Source organism: Caulobacter sp. LARHSG274 (assembly GCF_052871235.1).
Genome location: NZ_JBIXJO010000014.1, coordinates 13,655 through 33,754, shown reverse-complemented (window position 1 = coordinate 33,754; position 20,100 = coordinate 13,655). Strand labels below are relative to the sequence as shown.

Below are 20,100 nucleotides of genomic sequence, written 5' to 3'. Positions count from 1 at the left end.
TAAGGCCGTGTGTCTCGGGTCAGCCTCTGGCGCCACGGCTGAATCTGGGCCCCGGCCTTCGCCGGGGAGACGGGCTTAGAGAGGCTTCGGCCCTCCGGCCCTAGCGCGGCCGGACAAAGGCCTGCTGCCAGTCGATGCCCATGGCCAGGAAGGTGAAGGACGCCGACCAGCCGATCAGGATCAGCCCGACCAGGGGCTCCAGGCTGGCGACCAGCCGCAGGGGGCCGACCGGATAGACGTCGCCGACCCCCTGGGTCGTGAAGGCCTCGATCGAGAAATAGAAGAACTGGCCGATCTGCATGTGCGGCGCGCCGAAGAAGGCCCCCAGGTGCAGCCAGTCCGCGCCGATCCAGTAGCCGCCGGCGAACACCAGGGCCTCCAGGCTATGGGCGGCGATCAGGCCGAAGATGATCACCAGGATCTTGAAGTGGCCGGAGGCGGCGACCCGCTCCTGCCAGGCGGAAAGCCCAAGGAGCGCCTGGAAATGCACGGTGACGACCGCCAGGATCAGCACCAGCGAAAGGCCCAGCGCGGCGAGGTCGGCCATGGAGCACTCCTTCATCGGTTCGACGAGGAAGTTCACGGCGCTCGGGCGAAATTGTGATGGGCCGCTTTCCTTCTCCCCTTGCGGGAGAAGGTGGCGCGAAGCGCCGGATGAGGGGTCTCTCAGAAGGCGGCCGCCGCACCCAGCCGTTCCGCCCGTCGCAGCTGTACCGCCTATCGACCCCTCATCCGACCTCGCTCCGCGAGGCCACCTTCTCCCGCAAGGGGAGAAGGAAAGGTTGTGCCCATCCTCGGAGAATCCGGGATAGATATGAGTTAAATCAAAGCCTTAAAATTTCTCGACCCGATTTGCTCCGCACCCTTCCAGGCCGCCGCCATAATGCTCCTCGTCCCACCGCAGGGGAGGCCGTCCAGCTGGCGACCTGACGGGCGGCGGGGGCGGTCGAGCGGGAAGCGTCCGTCGGCCGGTTGCGTGGGGCCCTCCGGGTCGGCGCGGGAGGATGGAGGATCCGGATGGACCTTCAGTCTTCCGGTCGGACGGCGGGAACACCCCCGCGGAGCCGAAAGACGGTCGCCACAGGCGCGGGCTGAAATCGCCCGCGCGGTCCGGACGGGGTCGCTGCCCCTCCGCCCGCCGGGGGCCTCCATCGGAGCGGGTTAAAAATCCGCGATCCGAAGGCTTCCGTCCACCGGCCGCGCGGAGCGCCCGTGTCCTGTCGAAACGGTACTCTCCAAAATACAATTCCGGGCATGGCCCGGGCGCTCCGCCGCCTCCCCAGCCCCGCCGGCGTCTTCCGGCGGAAGGGCGCCGGCGTGCGCCTGCCTAGATGCCGTCGCCCACGTTCGGCGCAGCGCCGGGGGCGCGGGCGACGTGGATGCCGCATTCGGTCTTGTCCTGCCCGGCCCAGCGACCGGCCCGGACGTCGGCGTTGGGGTCGTCGACCGGCTTGGTGCACGGCCAGCAGCCCACCGACGGAAAGCCCTGGCTGACCAGCGGATGGGCCGGCAGGGCGTGCTCGGCGACATAGGCGTCCAGCTCGGCCTTGCCCCAATTGGCCAGCGGGTTGAACTTGATCTTGCCGTCGGCTTCCTCGACCACGGCCAGGCGCAGGCGGTCGCCGCCGTGGAAGCGCTTGCGGCCGGTGGTCCAGGCCTCAAACCCGCCCAGGGCGCGGTCCAGCGGCAGCACCTTGCGGATGTGGCAGCAGGCGTCTGTGTCGGTGCGCCACAGGTCGGACTTGGGATCGGTGACCGCCAGGTCGGTATAGGCCGGGCGCAGGTCGCGCACGTCGGCCAGGCCCAGCTGGCCGGCCAGGGCCTTGCGATAGTCCAGGGTCTGGCCGAACAGCATGCCGGTGTCGAGGAACAGCACCGGAATGGTCGGCGAGACCTGGGCGGCCAGGTGCAGCAGCACCGCCGACTCGGCCCCGAACGACGAGACCAGGGCCAGCCTGTCGCCGAAGGTCTCATAGGCTTTGCGCAGGATGGTCAGGGGATGGGCGTCGCGCAGTTCGGCGTCCAGTCGCGCGGCCAGGTTCCTGGCCGTCGGCTGCTGAGCGGCAGTCGGCTTCACCTCGGTCGCGGTCTGGTCATAGGCCATCAGACGGCCCTCTCCTCGAAGGCGACGGGACGATCGTCCGCCGCGCGCTGATAGACATGGCGGAAGCGATGGGCGGCCTTGGTCCAGGCCTCCGGCGTCGCGCCGTCATTGGGTTCGAAGGCGTCGAAGCCGCAGCGGACCATGAAGCCGGCCTGCTCCTGCAGCACGTCGCCGACCGCCCTCACCTCGCCGGTATAGCCCAGCCGCTCGCGCAGTAGGCGGGCCGAGGTGTAGGCGCGGCCGTCGCGATATTTCGGGAAGGCCAGGGCCACCACGGCCAGGCGCGGCAGGTCATAGGCCAGGGCCTCGACCTCCTGGTCCGGCTCGATCCGCACCCCCACCCGGCGGCTGTTGGACAGCAGGATCTCGCCCTCGGCCTGGAAGCGGGTCAGGGACAGGATCACGTCGCCCTCGGGAATGGCGTCGTCGTCGGCCACATGGACGAAGCCGTCCTCGGCCCATTCGGCGCCGGCTCCGGCCAGCTTAATCAGCCTGGGCATAGACCGCCTCCTTGAAGGGTTCGAGACCGACGCGGCGATAGGTGTCGAGGAAGCGCTCCTCGCCGGTGCGGAACGACAGATAGGCCTCGACCAGGGTGTCGATGGCCGGCGCGACCCGGTCGGCCGGCAGGGCCGGGCCGAGGATCTTGCCGATCGAGGCGTCCTCGGCTCCCGAGCCGCCGAGCGACAGCTGGTAGAATTCCTCGCCCTTCTTGTCGACGCCGAGGATGCCGATGTGGGCGACGTGATGGTGGCCGCAGGCGTTGATGCAGCCGCTGATCTTGATCTTCAGCTCGCCCACCCGCTCGGCCCGGTCGGGGTCGGCGAACTTCCTGGCGATGTCCTGGGCGATCGGGATGGCCCGGGCGTTGGCCAGGGCGCAATAGTCCAGGCCCGGGCAGGCGATGATGTCGCTGGCCAGGTCGATATTGGGCGTGGCCAGGCCCGCCGCCGCCAGGGCCGCGTGCACGGCCGGCAGGTCGTCGAGCCTGACGTGGGGAAGGACCAGGTTCTGGGCGTGGGTGACCCGCAGGTCGTCCAGGCTGTAGCGCTCGGCCAGGTCGGCGACCAGGTCCAGCTGGTCGGCGCCGGCGTCGCCGGGCGTCTGGCCCGGCGCCTTCAGCGACACCTCGACGATGGCGTAGCCGGGCTGCTTGTGGGCCTTGACGTTGTTGCGCACGAAGCGGGCCAGGGCCGGGCTGGCGGCCTTGGCCGTCTCGAAGGCCTCCGAGCGAGCCGGCAGGGCCTCGAACCGGGTCTGGGCGAAGGCGGCGCGGATGCGGGCCAGCGCCGCGGCCGGCAGGTCGGCGCGGGCCAGGTCGATCTTCTCCCACTCGGCCTCGACCTGGCGGGCGAACTCCTCGGCCCCCAGGGCGGCGACCAGCACCTTGATGCGGGCCTTGTAGATATTGTCGCGACGGCCGTGGCGGTTATAGACCCGCAGGATCGCCTCGACATAGCTCAGCAGGTGCTCGGCCGGCAGGAACTCGCGGATGGTCGGGCCGACATAGGGCGTGCGCCCCTGGCCGCCGCCGACGATGACCTCGAAGCCCAGAGAGCCGTCGCGGTTCTGGCGCAGGATCAGGCCGACGTCGTGCACCTTGGCCGCCGTGCGGTCCTTCAGGGCGCCGGTGACGGCGAACTTGAACTTGCGCGGCAGGAACGAGAATTCCGGGTGCAGGGTCGACCACTGGCGCAGCACCTCGGACCAGACGCGCGGATCGTCGATCTCCTCGGCCGTGGCGCCGGCATAGGGGTCGGCGGTGACGTTGCGGATGCAGTTGCCGCTGGTCTGGATGGCGTGCAGGTCGACCTCGGCCAGGGCGTCGAGGATGTCGGGCACGTCCTTCAGCTTGATCCAGTGCAGCTGCAGGTTCTGGCGGGTGGTGAAATGGCCGTAGCCCTTGTCATAGGTCCGGGCCACCCAGGCCAGGCGGCGGACCTGGCGGCTGTTGAGCGCGCCGTAGGGCACGGCGATCCGCAGCATGTAGGCGTGCAGCTGCAGATAGAGGCCGTTCATCAGCCGCAGCGGCTTGAACTGGTCCTCGGTCAGCTCGCCGGCCAGGCGGCGGGCCACCTGATGCCGGAACTCGTTGGAGCGATCGGTCAGGAACTCGCGATCGATGACGTCGTACTGATACATGCGGCTATTTCCTGCGGATCAGGTCGACGCGGCCGGTCGAGCGGGCGGCGCCATGGGCGTGGCGCAGGGCCTCGATCACCGCGCCGCCGACGGCCTGCTTGCCGTGGGTGGGTTCGTTGGTGGGGCCAAGCGCCCGGATGCGCTCGCGGTAGCTGACGGGAGCCAGGCCGCCGTCGACCGGGGCCAGGTCGATCGCATAGGGATCGACGATCACCGTCGACTGGGCCTTGCCGGTCGCGACGGCGGTCTCGACCTCGGCGGCCTGGTCGTCGTCGAACAGCTGGGCGTCGCCGAAGCCCTCGACCCAGGCGCCCGCCTTCCAGAACACGACCTCGCCGTCGATCAGGCGATTGGCGGTGATGGCTTTCATTCAAAAACCCCGTTCATCCCGGCGAAAGCCGGGACCCATTCTGACTCGCCGCTTGGGTCCCGGCTTTCGCCGGGATGAACGGAGAGAGGTTGCGCCATCGCCATGGCCTCGCCGACCATCAGCAGCGCCGGGCCCTTCAGGCCTTCAGCGGCGACGGCCAATGTGTCCAAGGTGGTGAGTATCCGCCGCTCGTCGGGGCGGCTGGCGTTCTCGACGACCAGGGCCGGGGTCGAACCCGCCCGGCCGGCGGCGGTCAGGCGCTGCGCGATCAGGCCGGCGGTGCTGACGCCCATATAGACCACCACGGTCTGGTTGGGACGGGCCAGGGCGGCCCAGTCGAGATCGGGTTCACCATGAGCGGCGTGGCCGGTGACGAAGGTCACGGCCTGGGCCGCGCCGCGATGGGTCAGGGGCGCGCCGGCTCCGGCGCTGGCGGCCAGGGCGGCGGTGACGCCGGGAATCACCTGGCAGTCGATCCCGGCCTGGCGGCAGACGGCCAGCTCCTCGCCGCCGCGGCCGAACAGGAACGGGTCGCCGCCCTTCAGCCGCACGACGTTCAGCCCTTCGCGGGCCAGGGCCACCAGCAGCTGGTTGATGTCGTCCTGCGGCAGGGTGTGGCGCGACTTGCGCTTGGCCACGTCGATCCGCCGGGCCGAAGCCGAGGCCAGGTCGAGGATCTCGGACGAGACCAGGCCGTCATGGACGATGACCTCGGCGGCCTGCAGGGCCTTCAGGGCCTTGATCGTCAGCAGTTCGGGATCGCCGGGGCCGGCGCCGACCAGGGTCACGCGACCCGGGGCGCGCACGCTTTCCCCGCCGCCGAGGGCGACCAGTCCGGTCCGGGACCGGGGGGAAGCGGATCGGACCGTCGGCCGAGCCATGATTCAGGTCCTCTATAAGCCAAGCGCCGTCGACAAAAGGCCGGGCCGGCCTTGCGGCCAAACCGGTTGCGCCCAATGAATTGCGGGGCGAACCCTAGGGTCCGCCCCGCTCGCGTCCATCGATGAAAAGGGCCGTTCCATCAGCGAACGCTTGCAAATTGGGCAAAGGCGGGCCACTTCGCAAACAAGGTCTTCTGCCGGGGCGTTCAGTAAAACTCATGGAAAGACAGTCGGAACGGCGGCGCCTGCCTCCCCTCAACGCCCTGCGCGCCTTCGAGGCCGCGGCCCGGCACCTGAACTTCAGCCGCGCCGCCGACGAGCTGTCGGTGACGCCCGGGGCCGTCAGCCAGCAGATCCAGAACCTCGAGGACTATGTCGGCGCGGCCCTGTTCAAGCGCACGCCCAAGGGCCTGCTGCTGACCGACGCGGCCCAGACCGCCCTGCCCGCCCTGCGGGAGGCCTTCGACCGCCTGGCCGAGGCCGCCAGCCTGCTGACCGCCGCCGTCGACGGCCGCCGCCTGACCCTGACCGCCGCCCCGTCCTTCGCCGCCAAGTGGCTGGTGCCGCGGCTGGGCAAGTTCGAGCAGGCCCAGCCCCAGGTCGACGTCTGGCTGTCGGCCGGCATGGAGGTCGTCGATTTCGCGGCCGGCGAGGTCGACCTGGCCATCCGCTACGGTTCGGGCCGCTATCCGGGGCTGGAAGTCATCCGCCTGCTCAGCGAGACGGTGATTCCGGTCGCATCGCCTGAACTTCTGGCCGCCAACCCCTTGGAATCGCCCGAGGACCTGTCGCGCCACATCCTGCTGCACGACGGCTCGCCCGACGCCGACGACAGCTGCCCCGACTGGGCCATGTGGCTGGCGGCGCGCGGCATCCGGTCGGTGGACGGGGCCCGCGGCCCGCGCTTCAACCAGTCCAGCCTGGTGATCGAGGCCGCCGCCAACGGCCGCGGCGTCGCCCTGGCCAAGCAGACCCTGGCCCAGGCCGACCTGGATTCCGGCCGCCTGGTGATCCCCTTCGAGATTCCCACGGCCGTGGACTTCGCCTATTACGTCGTCCATCCCAAGGCCAAGGGACGGCTGCCGCAGGTCAAGGCCTTCGTCGCCTGGCTCAAGGAAGAGGCCGCCGCGCACGAGGCGGCCCTGCTCACCATGGACAACGGCGCGGGTATCTAGGGTTAGATGGTCAAGACGATGATCGAGGTCGGCGAACGGCGGGTTCCCGGCGACTGCCAGTCCATGGCCGAGGTCCGCCAGGGGGTCGACGCCCTCGACCGGGCCCTGGTCCAGCTGCTGACCGAGCGCCAGGGCTACATGGACGCCGCCGCCCGCATCAAGGCCGACCGCTCCAAGGTGTTCGACCAGGCGCGGATCGAGGACGTGGTCGACAAGGTCAAGGCCGCCGCCCGCGAGTCGGGCCTATCGGAAGCCATCGCCGAACCGGTCTGGCGCACCCTGATCGACCGCTGCATCGCCTATGAGTACGACAGCTGGGACCGGACGAAGGGTTAGACGGCCAACGCCGGACGCCCCCTCCGTCCGCTTCGCGGCCACCTCCCCCGTCTCACGGGGGAGGAAAAGATTCTCCTCACCCGCATCGCGGGAGAGGTGGCGCGGCGCGAATACGCGCCGTGACGGAGGGGGCGTCCTGCGCCTACCCCTTCAGCGACCGCAGCGCCCGTTCGTGGGCGTAGGCGGCGATGTCCATCAGGGCCACGTCCAGGGCGTTGCGCACCGCGTCCAGGCTCTGGGTCCCGGCCTCGGCCCCCTCGCAGACGTCGCCCAGGGCGAAGGCCCCGACGCCCCGCGCCGCGCCCTTGACGGTATGCACCGCGTCGCCCCAGCCGGGATGGCTCTTGTCGAGCATCGGGGCCCAAAGCGCGGCCTGTTCACGGAACAGGGCCAGCACCTCGTCGATGACCCCGGAATCGCCGGCCGCGAACCCTTCCAGATAAGCGAAATCGACAGCGCCGCTGATGTCTCGTCTGGCCAAAAAATAGTCCCTTGCGTTCCAAGATTCTTTGCGTATGTTCCGCGCCTCGCCGCCGGGGCAAACAAAGCTTCGGACCGAGCGGGCGCATAGCTCAGTTGGTAGAGCAGCTGACTCTTAATCAGCGGGTCGTAGGTTCGAATCCTACTGCGCCCACCATTTTCCTCAAAATCCCGACGACTTGAAGACACTCCCTTCGGGGAGACCATCAAGTCCCGCCCGCTGCGGGCCTGACGTCCTAGCTCAACCCTGACGTACGACGGCGAGCCGAAAAACGCCAGCCGTGCAGGCCGCCGACGCCGGCTTCGACCCGCGCCGAATCGCGAATCGCCGGTTCCAGGCGCCGGACGCCCGCGATTCGAGCGTCGCTCCCGAGGGCGGAACCGTTTGCCGGGGCGAGGTGTTCGACGGCGAGCTTGGTTCGCTTGCGACCTATGCTATGGACCCCTCCAATTCCGCAGGGCTCGCGCCCGACCGAGCAACCACGCGCATGTCCGATCCCGCCGTCGAGTCCGAGAGCGTCATCGACGCCCCGCCGCCTGCGCCGGCCGCCAGGAAGCGGCCGCTGTGGAAGCGCCCCGTGTGGCTGGTCGCCGCCGGCCTGCTCGTCGTGCTGGCGGCTGTGGTCGGGTGGCTGTTGTGGTCCCTGCCCCTGGGCCGGGCGCTGGAACCCCTGGCCAACCCGACCCTGATCCTGGAAGCTTCCGACGGCCGGCCGATCGCCCGCCGCGGCGCCTATAAGGAGGCGCCGGTCGACGCCGCCAAGCTGCCGGCCTACGTCCCGGGGGCCTTCATCTCGATCGAGGACCGGCGCTTCTACAGCCATATCGGCGTCGACCTCAAGGGCGTGGCGCGGGCCATGGGCGCCAACGCCCGGGCCGGCGGCGTCTCCGAGGGCGGCTCGACCATCACCCAGCAACTGGCCAAGAACGCCTTCCTGTCCAATCGCCGCAGCCTGAGGCGCAAGGCCCAGGAGGCGCTGATCGCCTTCTATCTCGAGGCCCGGCTGTCGAAGAACGAGATCCTGTCGCGCTACCTGTCGTCGGTCTATTTCGGCGACGGCGCCTTCGGTCTGCGGGCTGCGGCCCGGCACTATTTCGACAAGACCCCTGAGACCCTGTCGGTGGGCGAGGCGGCGATGCTGGCCGGCTTGGTCAAGGCCCCCTCGCGCCTGGCCCCGACCGAGAACTTCGCCGGCGCCAAGGCCCGGATGCGCACCGTCCTGGCGGCCATGGTCGACACCGGCGCCATCACCCAGGTCCAGGCCGACCAGGCGATCCGCGACATCCACGTGCAGTCGGGCCGGCCGAAGCTGCCGACCGGCTCCTATTTCGCCGACTGGGTGTTCCCCCAGGCCAAGGCGGCGTTCGAGCGCGTCTATGGCGAGACCGAGGTCCGCACCACCCTGGATTCCGACCTGCAGGCCCGGGCCGAGCGCATCCTCGACGCCGCCCTCGACCGCGACGGCAAGGCCCTGAACGTCAGCCAGGGCGCGATCGTCGCCATGCGGACCGACGGCCGGGTGGTCGCCATGGTCGGCGGCCGCGACTACAAGGCCAGCCAGTTCAACCGCGCCGACGCCGAGCGTCCGCCGGGCTCGTCCTTCAAGCTGTTCGTCTATCTGGCCGCCCTGCGCGAGGGCTGGACCCCGACCAGCCCGATCCTCGACGCCCCGGTCGAGGTCAGCGGCTGGAGCCCGAAGAACCACGAGAGCAAGTACGCCGGCCGCGAAGTGCCGCTGATCACCGCCTTCGCCGCCTCGTCCAACGTCGCGGCCGTCCGCCTGGCCCAGCAGGTCGGGCGCGACGACATCGTCCGCACCGCCCGCGACCTCGGCGTCACCGACCCGATCCCCGACGACCTGACCCTGGCCCTGGGCACCGGCCCGATGAGCCTGGTGCGGCTGACGGCCGCCTACGCCGCCATCGCCGCCGGCGAGGCCCCGGTGGTCCCGCACGGCCTGGCCGCCTGGCGCAAGCCGCCGACCCATCCGCTGGGCAAGGGCGAGCTGGCGGGCATGCGCGACCTGTTGCGCTCGGCCGTGCATCACGGCACCGGGGTCGAGGCCGCCATCCCCGGGGCGTTCGGCAAGACCGGCACCAGCCAGAACTACCGCGACGCCCTGTTCGTCGGCTATGTCGGCGACCTGGTGGTCGGGGTCTGGGTCGGCAATGACGACAACAGCGCCATGAACGGCGTGGTCGGCGGCGGCCTGCCGGCCAAGATCTGGCGAGAATTCGCCAGCTACGCGGTCGGCCGCGGCGCGCCGCGCCTGGCGCCCGCCGACGACCCGCCGCCGCTGACCGAAGAGGACCTGATCGACCCGGCCCTGGCGCCCGACGCGCCGGACGAGGCGGTTCCCGCCGTCGACGCCGCGCCGATCGCCACCGACCCCGCCGTGCCGCCGCCGGATTCCGCCGCGCCGCCCGCCGACACGTCGCCGCCGGTGATCGCCCCGCCAGTCCCCGCGGCCTCGCGGCCGAACAACTAGCCCGTCGTCGCTGTCGCCAGGACGGCGCCGGATGACCCCGCGCGGGCAACCGGGCGCAAACCCGCGCGGCCGGGCCTGCGCCCTGTTGATCCGCTCCCGCGGCCGTCCAAGTCTCGTCGCCGGACTGAACCGTCGAGGGTCGGGTGAAACAGAGTCGCGCCGAAATCGTCGCCTTCGTCGGCGGCCAGATCCTGCCGCACGAGGCGGATGTCCGGGCCTGGCTGCGGCGGACCGGCGCCCTGGCCGCTGATGTCGACGACATCATCCAGGAGACCTATTGTCGGCTGGCGGCCTTGGAAACCGTGACCCACATCGTCAGCGGCCGCGCCTACTTCTTCCGCACCGCCCGCAACATCGCCATCGAGAAAATCCGCCGGGCGCGCATTGTTCGCATCGACTGCGTCACGGAAATCGACGCGCTGAACGTCGTAGATGATGAGCCCTCGCCAGAACGCGTCGTCGCCGGACGGCGCGAACTGCTCCGGGTTCAGCGCCTGATCGAGGGATTGCCCGAACGTTGCCGACAGATCTTCACCCTCCGCCGCATCCAGGGCCTCTCGCAGCGCGAGGTGGCCGCCCGGCTCGGCGTGACCGAGAACGTCGTCGAAATGCAGTCGATGCGGGGCTTGCGTTTAATACTGCGCGCCTTAACGGAGACTTCAGCGCAAGATCAGCCGGCAGCCGACAAGGGTCATGACTTCATTTCAGTCCGCAAACGAGATCGATGACGCGGCGGCCGACTGGGCCGCCCGCGCCGATGCTCGCGGACTCGACGTCGAGCACGATCCCCAGCTCCAGGCCTGGCTGGACGGCGACCCGCGCCGGCGCGGCGCCTTCCTGCGCGCCCAGGCGGCGATCAGCTTCCTCGACCGCGGCCGCGCCCTGGCCGGAACCCCGGCGGCGGCGCCCAAGGCCCCTGCCCGTCCCGACCGCCGCGCCCTGATCGCCGGGGCCGGCGGCGCCTGCGCCGCGGCCCTGGTCGGCGGCGTCGGCCTGTGGGCCGCCCGGCCCCAGCGCCTGGACACCCGCCTGGGCGAGATCCGCCGCGTCCCCCTGGCCGACGGCTCGCTGGTGGCGATCAACACCCAGACCGCCCTCGACGTGGCGATGAAGACCGGCTCGCGCCAGATCGTCCTGCGCCAGGGCGAGGCCTGGTTCCAGGTCGCCAAGGATCCCGAGCGCCCCTTCGTGGTCGCCGCCGGCAAGGTGCGGGTGCGGGCGGTGGGCACGGCCTTTTCGGTGCGGCGCGGCGACCGCGAGGCCGACGGCGTCGACGTTATGGTCACCGAGGGCGTGGTCGAGACCTGGATCCAGGGCGAGGCCGCCCCCCGCCAGCGGCTGGCCGCCGGCAGCAAGATCCTGCTGGCCAGCACGGCCTCGCCCCAGGTCGCGCAATCCCCCTCCGAGATCGAGCGGAGCCTGGCCTGGCGCAATGGCGAGATCGCGCTGGACGGCGAAAGCCTCGGCGAGGCCGCCCGGCTGTTCAACCGCTACAACAGCCGCCAGATCGTCATCGACGACCCGCGACTGGCCGAGGAGCGCTTCATCGGCCTGTTCCAGACCAACGACCCCGACAGCTTCGCGGCGGCGGTGGCGGCGACCCTCGACGCCAAGGTCAGCGACGATCAGCGGACCATCCGGATCAGTCGCGACCGTGTTTCCTGAACAAAGACGCCGCGGTCGATAATCAGCAGATCGAATATGCGCCATCAGTTTCGACGATATGAGCAAACCTTATTCATGTCTGATTTATACTGATTGAGCATCTGTGGCCGAGTCCCGCCTATCCTCCAGAACAAACCTGGGGATAGTCATGAAGAACCCGCGAACTGTATCGACGGATCTCGCCACACCCGCTGCGCCCGGTCCAGCCGAGACCGCGCACGCGAAACGGGCGCCGGGTGTCGCCGAGGGGGCAAAAGCGGGCTTGTTCGGCCGTGGCCGGAACAATCGCCCGATCCGACGCCGGAAAATCGGCCCGCAACCCTCGTCCTGTCAGGAGGCCGCGTTTGGCGGGCTCCGGATCGATGGGGGATTGTCGATGGGCGATTGGACGAACCGTTCCGCGAGACGCAGGCTGCTGTGCGCCGCGTCAGCCGTGTGGGCCCTGAGCGCCGGGGCGGCTTTCGCCCAGGCCATGCCGTTCAAGATCAACGCCCAGCCGGCCGCCACCGGCATTCCCCAGTTCGCCCGCCAGGCCGGGGTGCAGATCCTCATCCAGTCCGAAGCCGCCCAGGGTCGGCGCACCGCGCCGGTGCAGGGCGCCCTGTCGGTGCCCGAGGCGCTGGACCGGCTGCTGGCCGGCACCGGCCTGGTGGTGGTGTCCAACGACGGCAAGACCATCATCCTGGCCCCGCCGCGCACCGGCCTGGTCAAGGCGCGCTGGTCGGCCGCCCCTGACGCCGCCCCGGCCGCGGCGCCCGAACCGCCCCCCGCGCCCGACGAGCCCAGCGTCATCGAGGAGGTGATCGTCACCGGCACCCGCTCGACCTCGCGTACGGTCACCGAAAGCATGGCCCCGATCGACGTGATCTCGGCGGCCGAGCTGAGCAAAAGCGGCAAGCAGTCGACCCGCGACCTGATCTCGACCCTGGTGCCGTCGGCCAACACCTCCAACAGTGGCGCCGGCGCCAGCTTCGCGGTCAAGACCGTGTCGCTGCGCGGCCTCAGCGCCGACCAGACCCTGGTGCTGGTCAATGGCAAGCGCCGGCACAACACCGCTATCCTGTTCGTCAACGGCACCACCCAGAACGGCCAGTCGCCGGCCGACCTGGACCTGATCCCCTCCGCCGCGGTCGAGCACATCGAAGTGCTGCGCGACGGCGCCTCGGCCCAGTACGGCTCCGACGCCCTGGCCGGGGTGATCAACATCATCCTCAAGAAGAGCCCCGAGGGCGGCTCGCTGTCGGCCCTGTACGGCAAGACCGCCGAGGGCGACGGCGAGACCGGCCAAGTCTCGGGCAATATCGGCATGAGGCTGGGCGAGGCCGGCTACCTGAACCTGACCGGCGACGTGCGGATCAACGACCTGACCGACCGCGGCGACAAGACCCCTAACACCACGGTGATGTACTTCCCGCGCAACGCCCAGGGCCAGCCGGTCAGGGTGGGGACGCCGGGCGCCACGCCCGACCCGCGCGAGGCCACCGCCAACCGCCACACCAGCCACCCCGGCTCGCCGGCCGTGCAGCTGTTCTCGCTGGGCTACAGCGCCGGGACGCCGATCACCGACGACATCGACCTCTATTCGTTCGGCACCTTCGCCAGCCGCAACACCGCCGCCTGGCTGACCTTCCGCAATCCCAACGCGGTCAACAACAACGTCGCCGTCACCCCCGACGGCTACACCCCGCGCCTGTTCCTCAAGGACCGGGACTTCCAGGTGACGGCGGGCGCCGAGGGCAAGGCGCTGCTGGGCTTCGACTGGGACCTCAGCTCGTCCTTCAGCCGCGACAGCGTCGGCTATCACGAGAACTCCCTCAACGCCTCGATGGGGCCGGCCAGTCCGACCCGCTTCTACATCGGGACCCTGAAGTTCCAGGAGTGGACCACCAACCTCGACGTCACCCGCGAGATTCCCACCGCCTGGTTCGCCAAGCCGCTGTTCCTGGCCGGCGGCCTGGAATATCGCGCCGACCAGTTCCAGATCGAGGCGGGCGAGCCGGCCTCCTACGTCAACGGCGGCTATGTCGCGCCGGCCGGCAGTCCGCAGGCCGGGGTGGTGTTCGCCGGCGGCTCGCAGGGCGTGACGGGCTTCCCGCCGTTCTCGGCCGGAACCTTCAAGCGCAACAACGCCAGCGCCTATCTCAACATCGAGCAGAGCCTGACCGATAAGTGGGAAGTCGCCCTGGCCGGCCGCTTCGAGCACTATTCGGACTTCGGAAACGCCAAGACCTTCAAGCTGTCCAGCCGCTACGCCTTGACGCCCTGGCTGGCGGTGCGGGGCACGGCCAGCACCGGCTTCCGCGCCCCGTCCCTGCAGCAGCAGCACTACGCCTCGTCCAGCACCATCGGCGTCATCGTGCCGCCGGCCACCACCACCCAGCTCTATCCCGTGCAGCTGCTGCCGCCCGACAACCCGGCCGCCATCGCCCTGGGGGCCAAGCCGCTGGAAGCGGAAAAGTCGACCAACTACTCGGTCGGCCTGGTCGCCCGGCCCCTGCCCCGCCTGAACGTCACCCTCGACGTCTACCAGATCAAGATCGACAACCGCATTCTGCAGAGCGGCAATCTGGGCCCGAACGCGGCGGTCAGCGCGGCCCTGGCCAGCCAGGGCCTCAATCCCCAGCAGGCGGCGTTCTACTACGGCAATTTCGCCGACACCTCGACGCGCGGGGTCGACCTGGTCGTCGACTACAAGACCGATCTCGGCGATTTCGGCGCGGTGCGCTGGACCTTCTCGGCCAACCACAACAAGAGCAAGTTCGACCGCATCGTCGCACCGCCCCCGGTGCTGGCGGCGGCCGGCCTGGTCTATATCGACCGGGTCAAGATCGGCGACCTGACGGTCGGCACGCCCAAGGACAAGTACATCTTCGGCGCCGACTGGACCCTGGGCAAGTTCGACACCAACCTGCGCCTGACCCGCTATGGCGAGGTCATCCAGCGCACCGCCTTGGCGACCAACGACGAGACCGTCAGCCCCAAGCTGATCGTCGACCTCGACCTCAGCTACGCGGCCACCGAAACCATCACCGTCAGCGTCGGGGCCAACAACCTGCTGGACGCCTATCCCGACAGCGTCCGGGCCGCCAACCGCGGCACCCCCGCCTTCGCCTATTACAACCAGTACTCGCCCTACGGGATCAGCGGCGGATTCTACTACGCCCGGCTGGCCGCGCGGTTCTAGGCTTCAGTTCGCCGGCCCGGGTCGCGGATCCGGGCCGGCCTTTTCTCGTGGGTTGACGCAATGACCAAGACTTCCCCGCCCGGCGTCAGCCGGCGTCGGCTGTTCTCTCTGGGCGGGGGCGCGATCGCCGCCACCGGCGCCGTCGCCCTGGCGGCGACCGCGGCAGACGCCGCCGAGCCGGCCCCGCGCGAGGACATCCGGTCCGCGACCGCCGTCGAAGGCACCAACATCTGCGCCGCCGTCTCGCCCGACGGCTTGACGATCGCCTTCGACGTCTACGCCATGCTGTGGCTGATCCCGATCGCCGGCGGGCCCGCCAAGCGCCTGACCGACGACATCTTCGAGATCGCCCAGCCCGACTGGTCGCCCGACGGCAAGCGCCTGGCCTTTCAGTCCTATCGCGACGGCAATTTCCATGTCTGGACGATCGGGGTCGACGGCTCGGACCTCAGGCAATTGACCCGCGGCGCCTTCGACTGCCGCGAGCCGCGCTGGTCGCCGGACGGGGGCAGGATCGCCTTCTCGTCCGACCGCGGCGGCCGCTACGGCGTCCACGTCCTTGACCTGGCCAGCGGCCAGATCACCGCCTTCAGCAGCGGGCCGGGCGACGAATTCGAGCCCTCCTGGTCTCCCGACGGCCAGAGCCTGGCCTTCACGGTCGACAAGGTGCGGATCGACGTCCAGGACCTTGCCGGCGCCCGGCGCACGATCGCCAAGGTCAAGGCCTCGACCGACCGCTTCAATGCCGCCTCGGTGGCCAGCCCCGCCTTCACCCCTGACGGCCGCGACGTGCTCTATACGGCGATCGAGGACGGCAAGGCCGAGCTGCGCAGCGGCGCCGCCGGGCCGATCGTCCAGGGCGAGGACGTCTTCCCGTTCCGCGTCTCCTGGCTGCCCTCCGGCGCGTTCGTCCACACCGCCGACGGCCAGATCAAGCGCCGCGCCCTGGGCGGCGGCCCGGCCCAGGCGATCGCCTTCACCGCCACCGTGCCGGTGATCCGCCCCCGTTACACCAAGAAGAGCCGCGACTTCCTGTCGGCCAAGACCCGGCCGGTGGTCGGGATCGGCAGCCCGGCCCTGTCGCCCGACGGCCAGCAGATCGTCTTTCGCGCCCTCAACGACCTCTACCTGCTGCCGGTCGCGGGCGGCCGCGCCCGGCCGCTGACCGAGGATGCGTTCAGCAAGGTCGACCCGGCCTGGTCGCCGGACGGCAAGACCCTGGCCTATTCGACCGACAAGGGCGGCAGCCTCGACATCTGGCTGCGCGACATGGCCACCGGCCAGGCCCGCCAGCTGACCCGGTTCGAGGGCGCGGCGGTGTCCAGCGCCTGGTCGCGCGACGGCAGGTCGATCGCCTTCCTCAGCCAGAACGGCGGACTGTTCGCGGCCGACGTCGCCACCGGCCAGACCCGGCGGCTCTACGCCGACCTCTGGGAGCCGGGCAAGCCCAGCTGGGGTCCAGGCGACAAGACCATCGCCTATGCGGCCTTCAAGCCCTATTCGGCCCGGTTCCGCGAGGGGCTCAGCGAGATCCTGACCGTCGACCTGGAGACCGGCAAGGGAAGCTACGCCCCGATCCTGCCCGACCGCTCGCTGGGCACGCGCGGCGACGACGGCCCGGCCTGGTCGCCGGACGGCAGCCGCATGGCCTTCGTGTTCGCCAGCCGCCTGCATGTCGCCCCGGTCGACGCCGCCGGCCGGCTGACTGCGCCGCCGCGGGCGATCAATGACGAGGTCACCGACGCCGTCAGCTGGAGCGGCGACGGCAAGACCCTGCTCTATCTGTCGGCCGGCGTGCTGAAACTGATCGCGGCCGACGGCGGCGCCCCGCGCGTCGTGCCGCACGGCCTGACCTGGAGCAATGTCCGGCCGCAGGGGCGGATGGTGGTGCGGGCCGGCCGGCTGTGGGACGGCAAGTCGCCCGAGCTGCGCGAAAACGTCGACGTGCTGATCGCCGACGGCCGCATCACCGACGTGGCCAAGGCCGGCGAGGTCGGCGGCGACGTCCAGATGATCGACGCCACGGCCTCGACGGTGATGCCCGGCCTGATCGACATGCACACCCACCGCCAGATGCAGGGCTACGGCTATGGCGACCGCGAGGGCCGGCTGTGGCTGTCGCTGGGGGTGACCACCACCCGCTCGCCCGGCGGCCCGGCCTATCACACCGTCGAGGACCAGGAGGCGATCGAGTCCGGGGCTCGCGTCGGCCCGCGCTACTACGCCACCGGCGAGGCGATCGACGGCTCGCGGATCTTCTACAACTTCATGCGGCCGGTCACCGAGCCGGGCCAGATGGCGCTGGAGATGAAGCGGGCCGAGGCGCTGTCTTACGACCTGATCAAGACCTATGTCCGGCTGTCGGGCGAGCGCCAGAAGGAGGTGATCGCCTGGGCCCACGCCAAGGGCCTGCCCCTGACCTCGCATTACCATTATCCGGCCCTGGGCCTGGGCATGGACGGCATGGAGCACCTGGGCGCGACCAGCCGCACCGGCTATTCGCGCACGGTCAGCGCCCTGGGCGTGATTTACCAGGACGTCAACGCCGCCTTCCTGGCCAGCCGCGCGGCCCGCACCCCGACCCTGTTCACCTCGACAGCTTTGCTGGCCGACGACCGCTCGCTGGTCGACGATCCACGGATCCGCGCCCTCTATCCGCCCTGGGAATACGCCCGGCTGCAGGAGCGGGCCAAGCAGATGGCCGGCATGGACCGCACGGTGATCCTGGCCTCGCTGGCGCGCAATGTCGCCGAGGTGGCCCGCACCGTCCGGGCCGGCGGACGCATCGTCACCGGCACCGACTCGCCGATCGACTTCAACGCCGTCAGCCTGCACATGAACCTGCGGGCCATGGTCCGCTACGGCATGACCCCGTTCGAGGCCCTGGTCACCGCCACCAGCGCCTCAGGCGAATATCTCGACGAGCCGCTGGGCGTCATCGCGCCGGGGGCCTATGCCGACCTGGTGGTGGTCGACGGCGATCCGCTGGCCCGCATCGAGGACGCCGCCAAGGTGGTCAAGGTCGTCAAGCACGGCCAGGCCTATACGGTCGCCGACCTGATCGCCCCGTTCGCGGCGCACGAGGCCCATGCGGCCCTGGACGGCGGCCGGCGGTTCGTCTGCGAGGCGACGCCGGAATATTGGTGGCACGATCCGGACTTCCTGGCCCATGCTCGCGCTTCGTGCTGCGACGGCGCCTGCGGCTTCGCGCCGGGCATGGGTCTACGCGTCTAGCTTTCCTTCGGTTTTCAAGATCGCTCGGGGACGACAATGGGCATTTCGCGACGCAATTTTCTGACGGCGGTGGGCGGCGCAGGCGGCTATGGCGCGCTCTACACCACCATGATGGGCCTGGGCCTGCTGGCCGCGCCGCGCGCCTATGCCGGCGCGCCGAAGCTGCCGGCCGACGGCGGCGCGGGCAAGTCGGTGGCGATCCTCGGCGCCGGCATCGCCGGCCTGGTCTCGGCCTACGAGCTGCGCAAGGCGGGCTACGAAGTCACCGTGCTGGAAGCGCGCGATCGGCCCGGCGGCCGGGCCTGGTCGGTGCGCTCGGGCTCGAAGATCGTCCAGACCGGCCGGCCGGACCAGGTGGTCGACTGGGCCGAGGGCAAGCACGCCTATTTCAACGCCGGCCCGGCCCGCATCCCGCAGTGGCACCACGCCATCCTCGGCTACTGCCAGGAACTGGGCGTGCCGCTGGAGGTGATGGTCAACGCCAACCGCTCGGCCAAGCTGGACTTCGGCGGCCAGGTGGTCACCGAGCGCCAGGCGGTCGACGACACCCGCGGCGCCTTCACCGAGCTGCTGGCCAAGGCCGTCGACAAGGGCGCGCTGGACCAGGAACTGACCGGCGTCGATAAGCAGAAGCTGCTGGGCTACCTGTCGGCCTATGGCGACCTTTCCAAGGGCAATGTTTACGCCGGCTCGACCCGCGCCGGCTTCCTCGCCTCGCCCGGCGGCTACGACCATCCGCCCAAGGGCGGCGAGCCGCTGCGCATGGCCGACATGATGAAATCGCAGTTCTGGGGCGCCAGCCTGATCTTCGAGGAGATCATCGACATGCAGGCCACCATGCTGCAGCCGGTCGGCGGCATGGACCGGATCTCCTACGCCCTCTACGAACAGGTCAAGCCGGCGGTGAAGTTCGAGGCCGTGGTCCAGCAGCTGCGCAAAACTGCGAAAGGCGTGAAGATCGTCTATGCCGACGCCGCGGGCGAGCACGCCCTGGACGCCGACTTCTGCATCTGCACCATCCCCCTGCCCGTGCTGTCCAAGATTCCGTCCGACTTCTCGCCGCGGGTGAAGCAGGCGATCGCCGCGGCCGAGTACCACCACGGCACCAAGGTGGCCTGGGAGACCCGCCGGTTCTGGGAGCAGGACGATTTCCAGTACGGCGGCCTGGGCTGGACCGACGAGGCCAACGAGCTGGTCTGGTATCCCAGCGGCGGCATCGGCGAGAAGACCGGCATCCTGGTCGGGGCCTATTCGATCGGCTTTTCCGGCCCGGCCAGCCCGCCGAAATACGCCGGCATGTCGTTCGAGGACCGCTTCGCCCTGTCGCGCAAGGTGATCGACAAGTTCCACCCCGGAAAGGGCCAGGAACTGACCAAGCCGTTCACCGTCTCGTGGAAGCAGACGCCTTATAACGAAGGCGTGGCGGTCGGCTGGACCGACGCCCAGCGCGCCACCGACTATGCCGAGCTGTGCAAGCCGGACGGCCCCTTCTACTTCGCCGGCGAGCACATGAGCTACATCAACGCCTGGCAGGAAGGCGCGGCGCTGTCGTCGCACGAGGCGATCAAGCTGATCCAGGCGCGAGTTTCGGCGGCATGACCGGCCGGGCCAAGGCCGCCTGTGGGCTATTGCCGGGCCGCTTTCGATCAAGTCCGGCGCCTTGTCCAAGGCCTGGAAAGGCGCCGGGCGCCGCCACGCGCGGCAGAGCGTACCTGCCGGCTCCCCGTCCCCGTCGTCAATTGACATAGGACCTGTTGCCGATACCGTCGAAAGGCTCTCGCGGGAGAGACCGGGCCTGGCCCGGCGCTGAAGGCGAAACCACCCCGGAAACGCTCAAGCAGAAGGACCGCCCGAGCTTCTAAACGCTGGAAAGCAGGGCGCCGCATGCGCCCTCGCCGAAGGAGCAAGGCGACGCCGTCGCTGAATCTCTCAGGCGCCAAGGACAGCGGGGGTGTGCAAGGCGGGCCATTCCGGCGCGCCCGACATCCCTGGCGCCTTCATGACCTGACTCGCAAGCTTTACCCTGTTCAGAACGCGCCG

General features: G+C 70.0%; 15 protein-coding genes, 1 tRNA gene and 1 riboswitch. Of the genes, 9 read left to right on the top strand and 7 right to left on the bottom strand.

Going from position 1 to position 20,100, the window contains the following annotated elements:
• Positions 1–100 precede the first annotated feature (100 nt).
• From ACIPQB_RS19120 to cobA, 6 genes are all read right to left on the bottom strand, one after another.
• Positions 101–547: an ion channel gene (locus tag ACIPQB_RS19120; protein WP_446486849.1), complete on the bottom strand. Its 447-nt coding sequence runs from the start codon at positions 545–547 to the stop codon at positions 101–103.
• Positions 548–1,327: 780 nt separating this feature from the next.
• A complete protein-coding gene (locus ACIPQB_RS19115) occupies positions 1,328–2,104 on the bottom strand; it encodes a phosphoadenylyl-sulfate reductase (protein WP_446486848.1) in 777 nt (258 codons plus the stop codon).
• Complete coding sequence (locus ACIPQB_RS19110) at positions 2,104–2,604, bottom strand: DUF934 domain-containing protein (RefSeq protein WP_446486847.1); 501 nt, start codon at positions 2,602–2,604, stop codon at positions 2,104–2,106. The genes ACIPQB_RS19115 and ACIPQB_RS19110 overlap by 1 nt, the downstream gene beginning before the upstream one ends.
• Entirely contained in the window at positions 2,588–4,246 is a 1,659-nt protein-coding gene (locus ACIPQB_RS19105; protein ID WP_446486846.1) for a nitrite/sulfite reductase, read from the bottom strand. Before ACIPQB_RS19105 ends, ACIPQB_RS19110 begins: the two co-directional genes overlap by 17 nt.
• Positions 4,247–4,250: 4 nt before the next feature.
• The gene (locus tag ACIPQB_RS19100) at positions 4,251–4,616 is read right to left on the bottom strand and encodes a DUF2849 domain-containing protein (protein ID WP_446486845.1); all 366 of its coding nucleotides are present in this window, start codon (positions 4,614–4,616) and stop codon (positions 4,251–4,253) included.
• Positions 4,613–5,497 (bottom strand): uroporphyrinogen-III C-methyltransferase, encoded by an 885-nt coding sequence (gene cobA / locus ACIPQB_RS19095; protein WP_446486844.1) that lies wholly within the window; start codon positions 5,495–5,497, stop codon positions 4,613–4,615. Before cobA ends, ACIPQB_RS19100 begins: the two co-directional genes overlap by 4 nt.
• 218 nt (positions 5,498–5,715) lie before the next feature.
• Between cobA and gcvA the strand changes: the two genes are divergently transcribed.
• Positions 5,716–6,672 carry a transcriptional regulator GcvA gene (gene gcvA / locus ACIPQB_RS19090; RefSeq protein ID WP_446486843.1) on the top strand — a complete coding sequence of 319 codons (957 nt, stop codon included), beginning with the start codon at positions 5,716–5,718 and terminating at the stop codon, positions 6,670–6,672.
• 6 nt (positions 6,673–6,678) lie between these two features.
• The gene (locus ACIPQB_RS19085) at positions 6,679–7,008 is read left to right on the top strand and encodes a chorismate mutase (protein ID WP_446486842.1); all 330 of its coding nucleotides are present in this window, start codon (positions 6,679–6,681) and stop codon (positions 7,006–7,008) included.
• 142 nt (positions 7,009–7,150) lie between these two features.
• Here the strand turns inward: ACIPQB_RS19085 and ACIPQB_RS19080 are convergent, their stop codons facing one another.
• Positions 7,151–7,489: an Hpt domain-containing protein gene (locus ACIPQB_RS19080; protein WP_446486841.1), complete on the bottom strand. Its 339-nt coding sequence runs from the start codon at positions 7,487–7,489 to the stop codon at positions 7,151–7,153.
• A gap of 80 nt (positions 7,490–7,569) precedes the next feature.
• On the opposite strand from ACIPQB_RS19080, the gene ACIPQB_RS19075 reads away from it, so the two are divergent.
• The 7 genes from ACIPQB_RS19075 to ACIPQB_RS19045 all read left to right on the top strand — a co-directional run bounded on the left by ACIPQB_RS19075 (position 7,570) and on the right by ACIPQB_RS19045 (position 19,659).
• A tRNA-Lys gene (locus ACIPQB_RS19075) sits at positions 7,570–7,645 on the top strand.
• A gap of 331 nt (positions 7,646–7,976) precedes the next feature.
• Positions 7,977–9,977, top strand: coding sequence for a transglycosylase domain-containing protein (locus ACIPQB_RS19070; protein WP_446486840.1), 2,001 nt, complete (start codon positions 7,977–7,979; stop codon positions 9,975–9,977).
• 143 nt (positions 9,978–10,120) lie between these two features.
• A complete protein-coding gene (locus tag ACIPQB_RS19065; protein ID WP_446486839.1) occupies positions 10,121–10,705 on the top strand; it encodes an RNA polymerase sigma factor in 585 nt (194 codons plus the stop codon).
• Positions 10,671–11,642: a FecR family protein gene (locus tag ACIPQB_RS19060; protein ID WP_446486838.1), complete on the top strand. Its 972-nt coding sequence runs from the start codon at positions 10,671–10,673 to the stop codon at positions 11,640–11,642. The genes ACIPQB_RS19065 and ACIPQB_RS19060 overlap by 35 nt, the downstream gene beginning before the upstream one ends.
• 433 nt (positions 11,643–12,075) lie before the next feature.
• Complete coding sequence (locus ACIPQB_RS19055; protein WP_446486837.1) at positions 12,076–14,826, top strand: TonB-dependent receptor domain-containing protein; 2,751 nt, start codon at positions 12,076–12,078, stop codon at positions 14,824–14,826.
• A gap of 60 nt (positions 14,827–14,886) precedes the next feature.
• Positions 14,887–18,060 carry an amidohydrolase family protein gene (locus ACIPQB_RS19050; protein ID WP_446486836.1) on the top strand — a complete coding sequence of 1,058 codons (3,174 nt, stop codon included), beginning with the start codon at positions 14,887–14,889 and terminating at the stop codon, positions 18,058–18,060.
• 36 nt (positions 18,061–18,096) lie between these two features.
• On the top strand, positions 18,097–19,659 hold the full coding sequence (locus ACIPQB_RS19045) for a flavin monoamine oxidase family protein (protein ID WP_446486835.1): 1,563 nt from the start codon (positions 18,097–18,099) through the stop codon (positions 19,657–19,659).
• A gap of 256 nt (positions 19,660–19,915) precedes the next feature.
• Positions 19,916–20,016, top strand: a riboswitch (glycine riboswitch).
• Positions 20,017–20,100 lie beyond the last annotated feature (84 nt).

Bases quoted from the DNA above. Each gene is read 5' to 3' on its own strand.
- ACIPQB_RS19115 (WP_446486848.1), bottom strand. From the start codon at position 2,104: ATGGCCTATGACCAGACCGCGACCGAGGTGAAGCCGACTGCCGCTCAG.
- ACIPQB_RS19105 (WP_446486846.1), bottom strand. From the start codon at position 4,246: ATGTATCAGTACGACGTCATCGATCGCGAGTTCCTGACCGATCGCTCC.
- ACIPQB_RS19120 (WP_446486849.1), bottom strand. From the start codon at position 547: ATGGCCGACCTCGCCGCGCTGGGCCTTTCGCTGGTGCTGATCCTGGCG.
- ACIPQB_RS19050 (WP_446486836.1), top strand. From the start codon at position 14,887: ATGACCAAGACTTCCCCGCCCGGCGTCAGCCGGCGTCGGCTGTTCTCT.
- ACIPQB_RS19100 (WP_446486845.1), bottom strand. From the start codon at position 4,616: ATGAAAGCCATCACCGCCAATCGCCTGATCGACGGCGAGGTCGTGTTC.
- ACIPQB_RS19110 (WP_446486847.1), bottom strand. From the start codon at position 2,604: ATGCCCAGGCTGATTAAGCTGGCCGGAGCCGGCGCCGAATGGGCCGAG.
- ACIPQB_RS19085 (WP_446486842.1), top strand. From the start codon at position 6,679: ATGGTCAAGACGATGATCGAGGTCGGCGAACGGCGGGTTCCCGGCGAC.
- cobA (WP_446486844.1), bottom strand. From the start codon at position 5,497: ATGGCTCGGCCGACGGTCCGATCCGCTTCCCCCCGGTCCCGGACCGGA.
- ACIPQB_RS19070 (WP_446486840.1), top strand. From the start codon at position 7,977: ATGTCCGATCCCGCCGTCGAGTCCGAGAGCGTCATCGACGCCCCGCCG.
- ACIPQB_RS19060 (WP_446486838.1), top strand. From the start codon at position 10,671: ATGACTTCATTTCAGTCCGCAAACGAGATCGATGACGCGGCGGCCGAC.
- ACIPQB_RS19045 (WP_446486835.1), top strand. From the start codon at position 18,097: ATGGGCATTTCGCGACGCAATTTTCTGACGGCGGTGGGCGGCGCAGGC.
- gcvA (WP_446486843.1), top strand. From the start codon at position 5,716: ATGGAAAGACAGTCGGAACGGCGGCGCCTGCCTCCCCTCAACGCCCTG.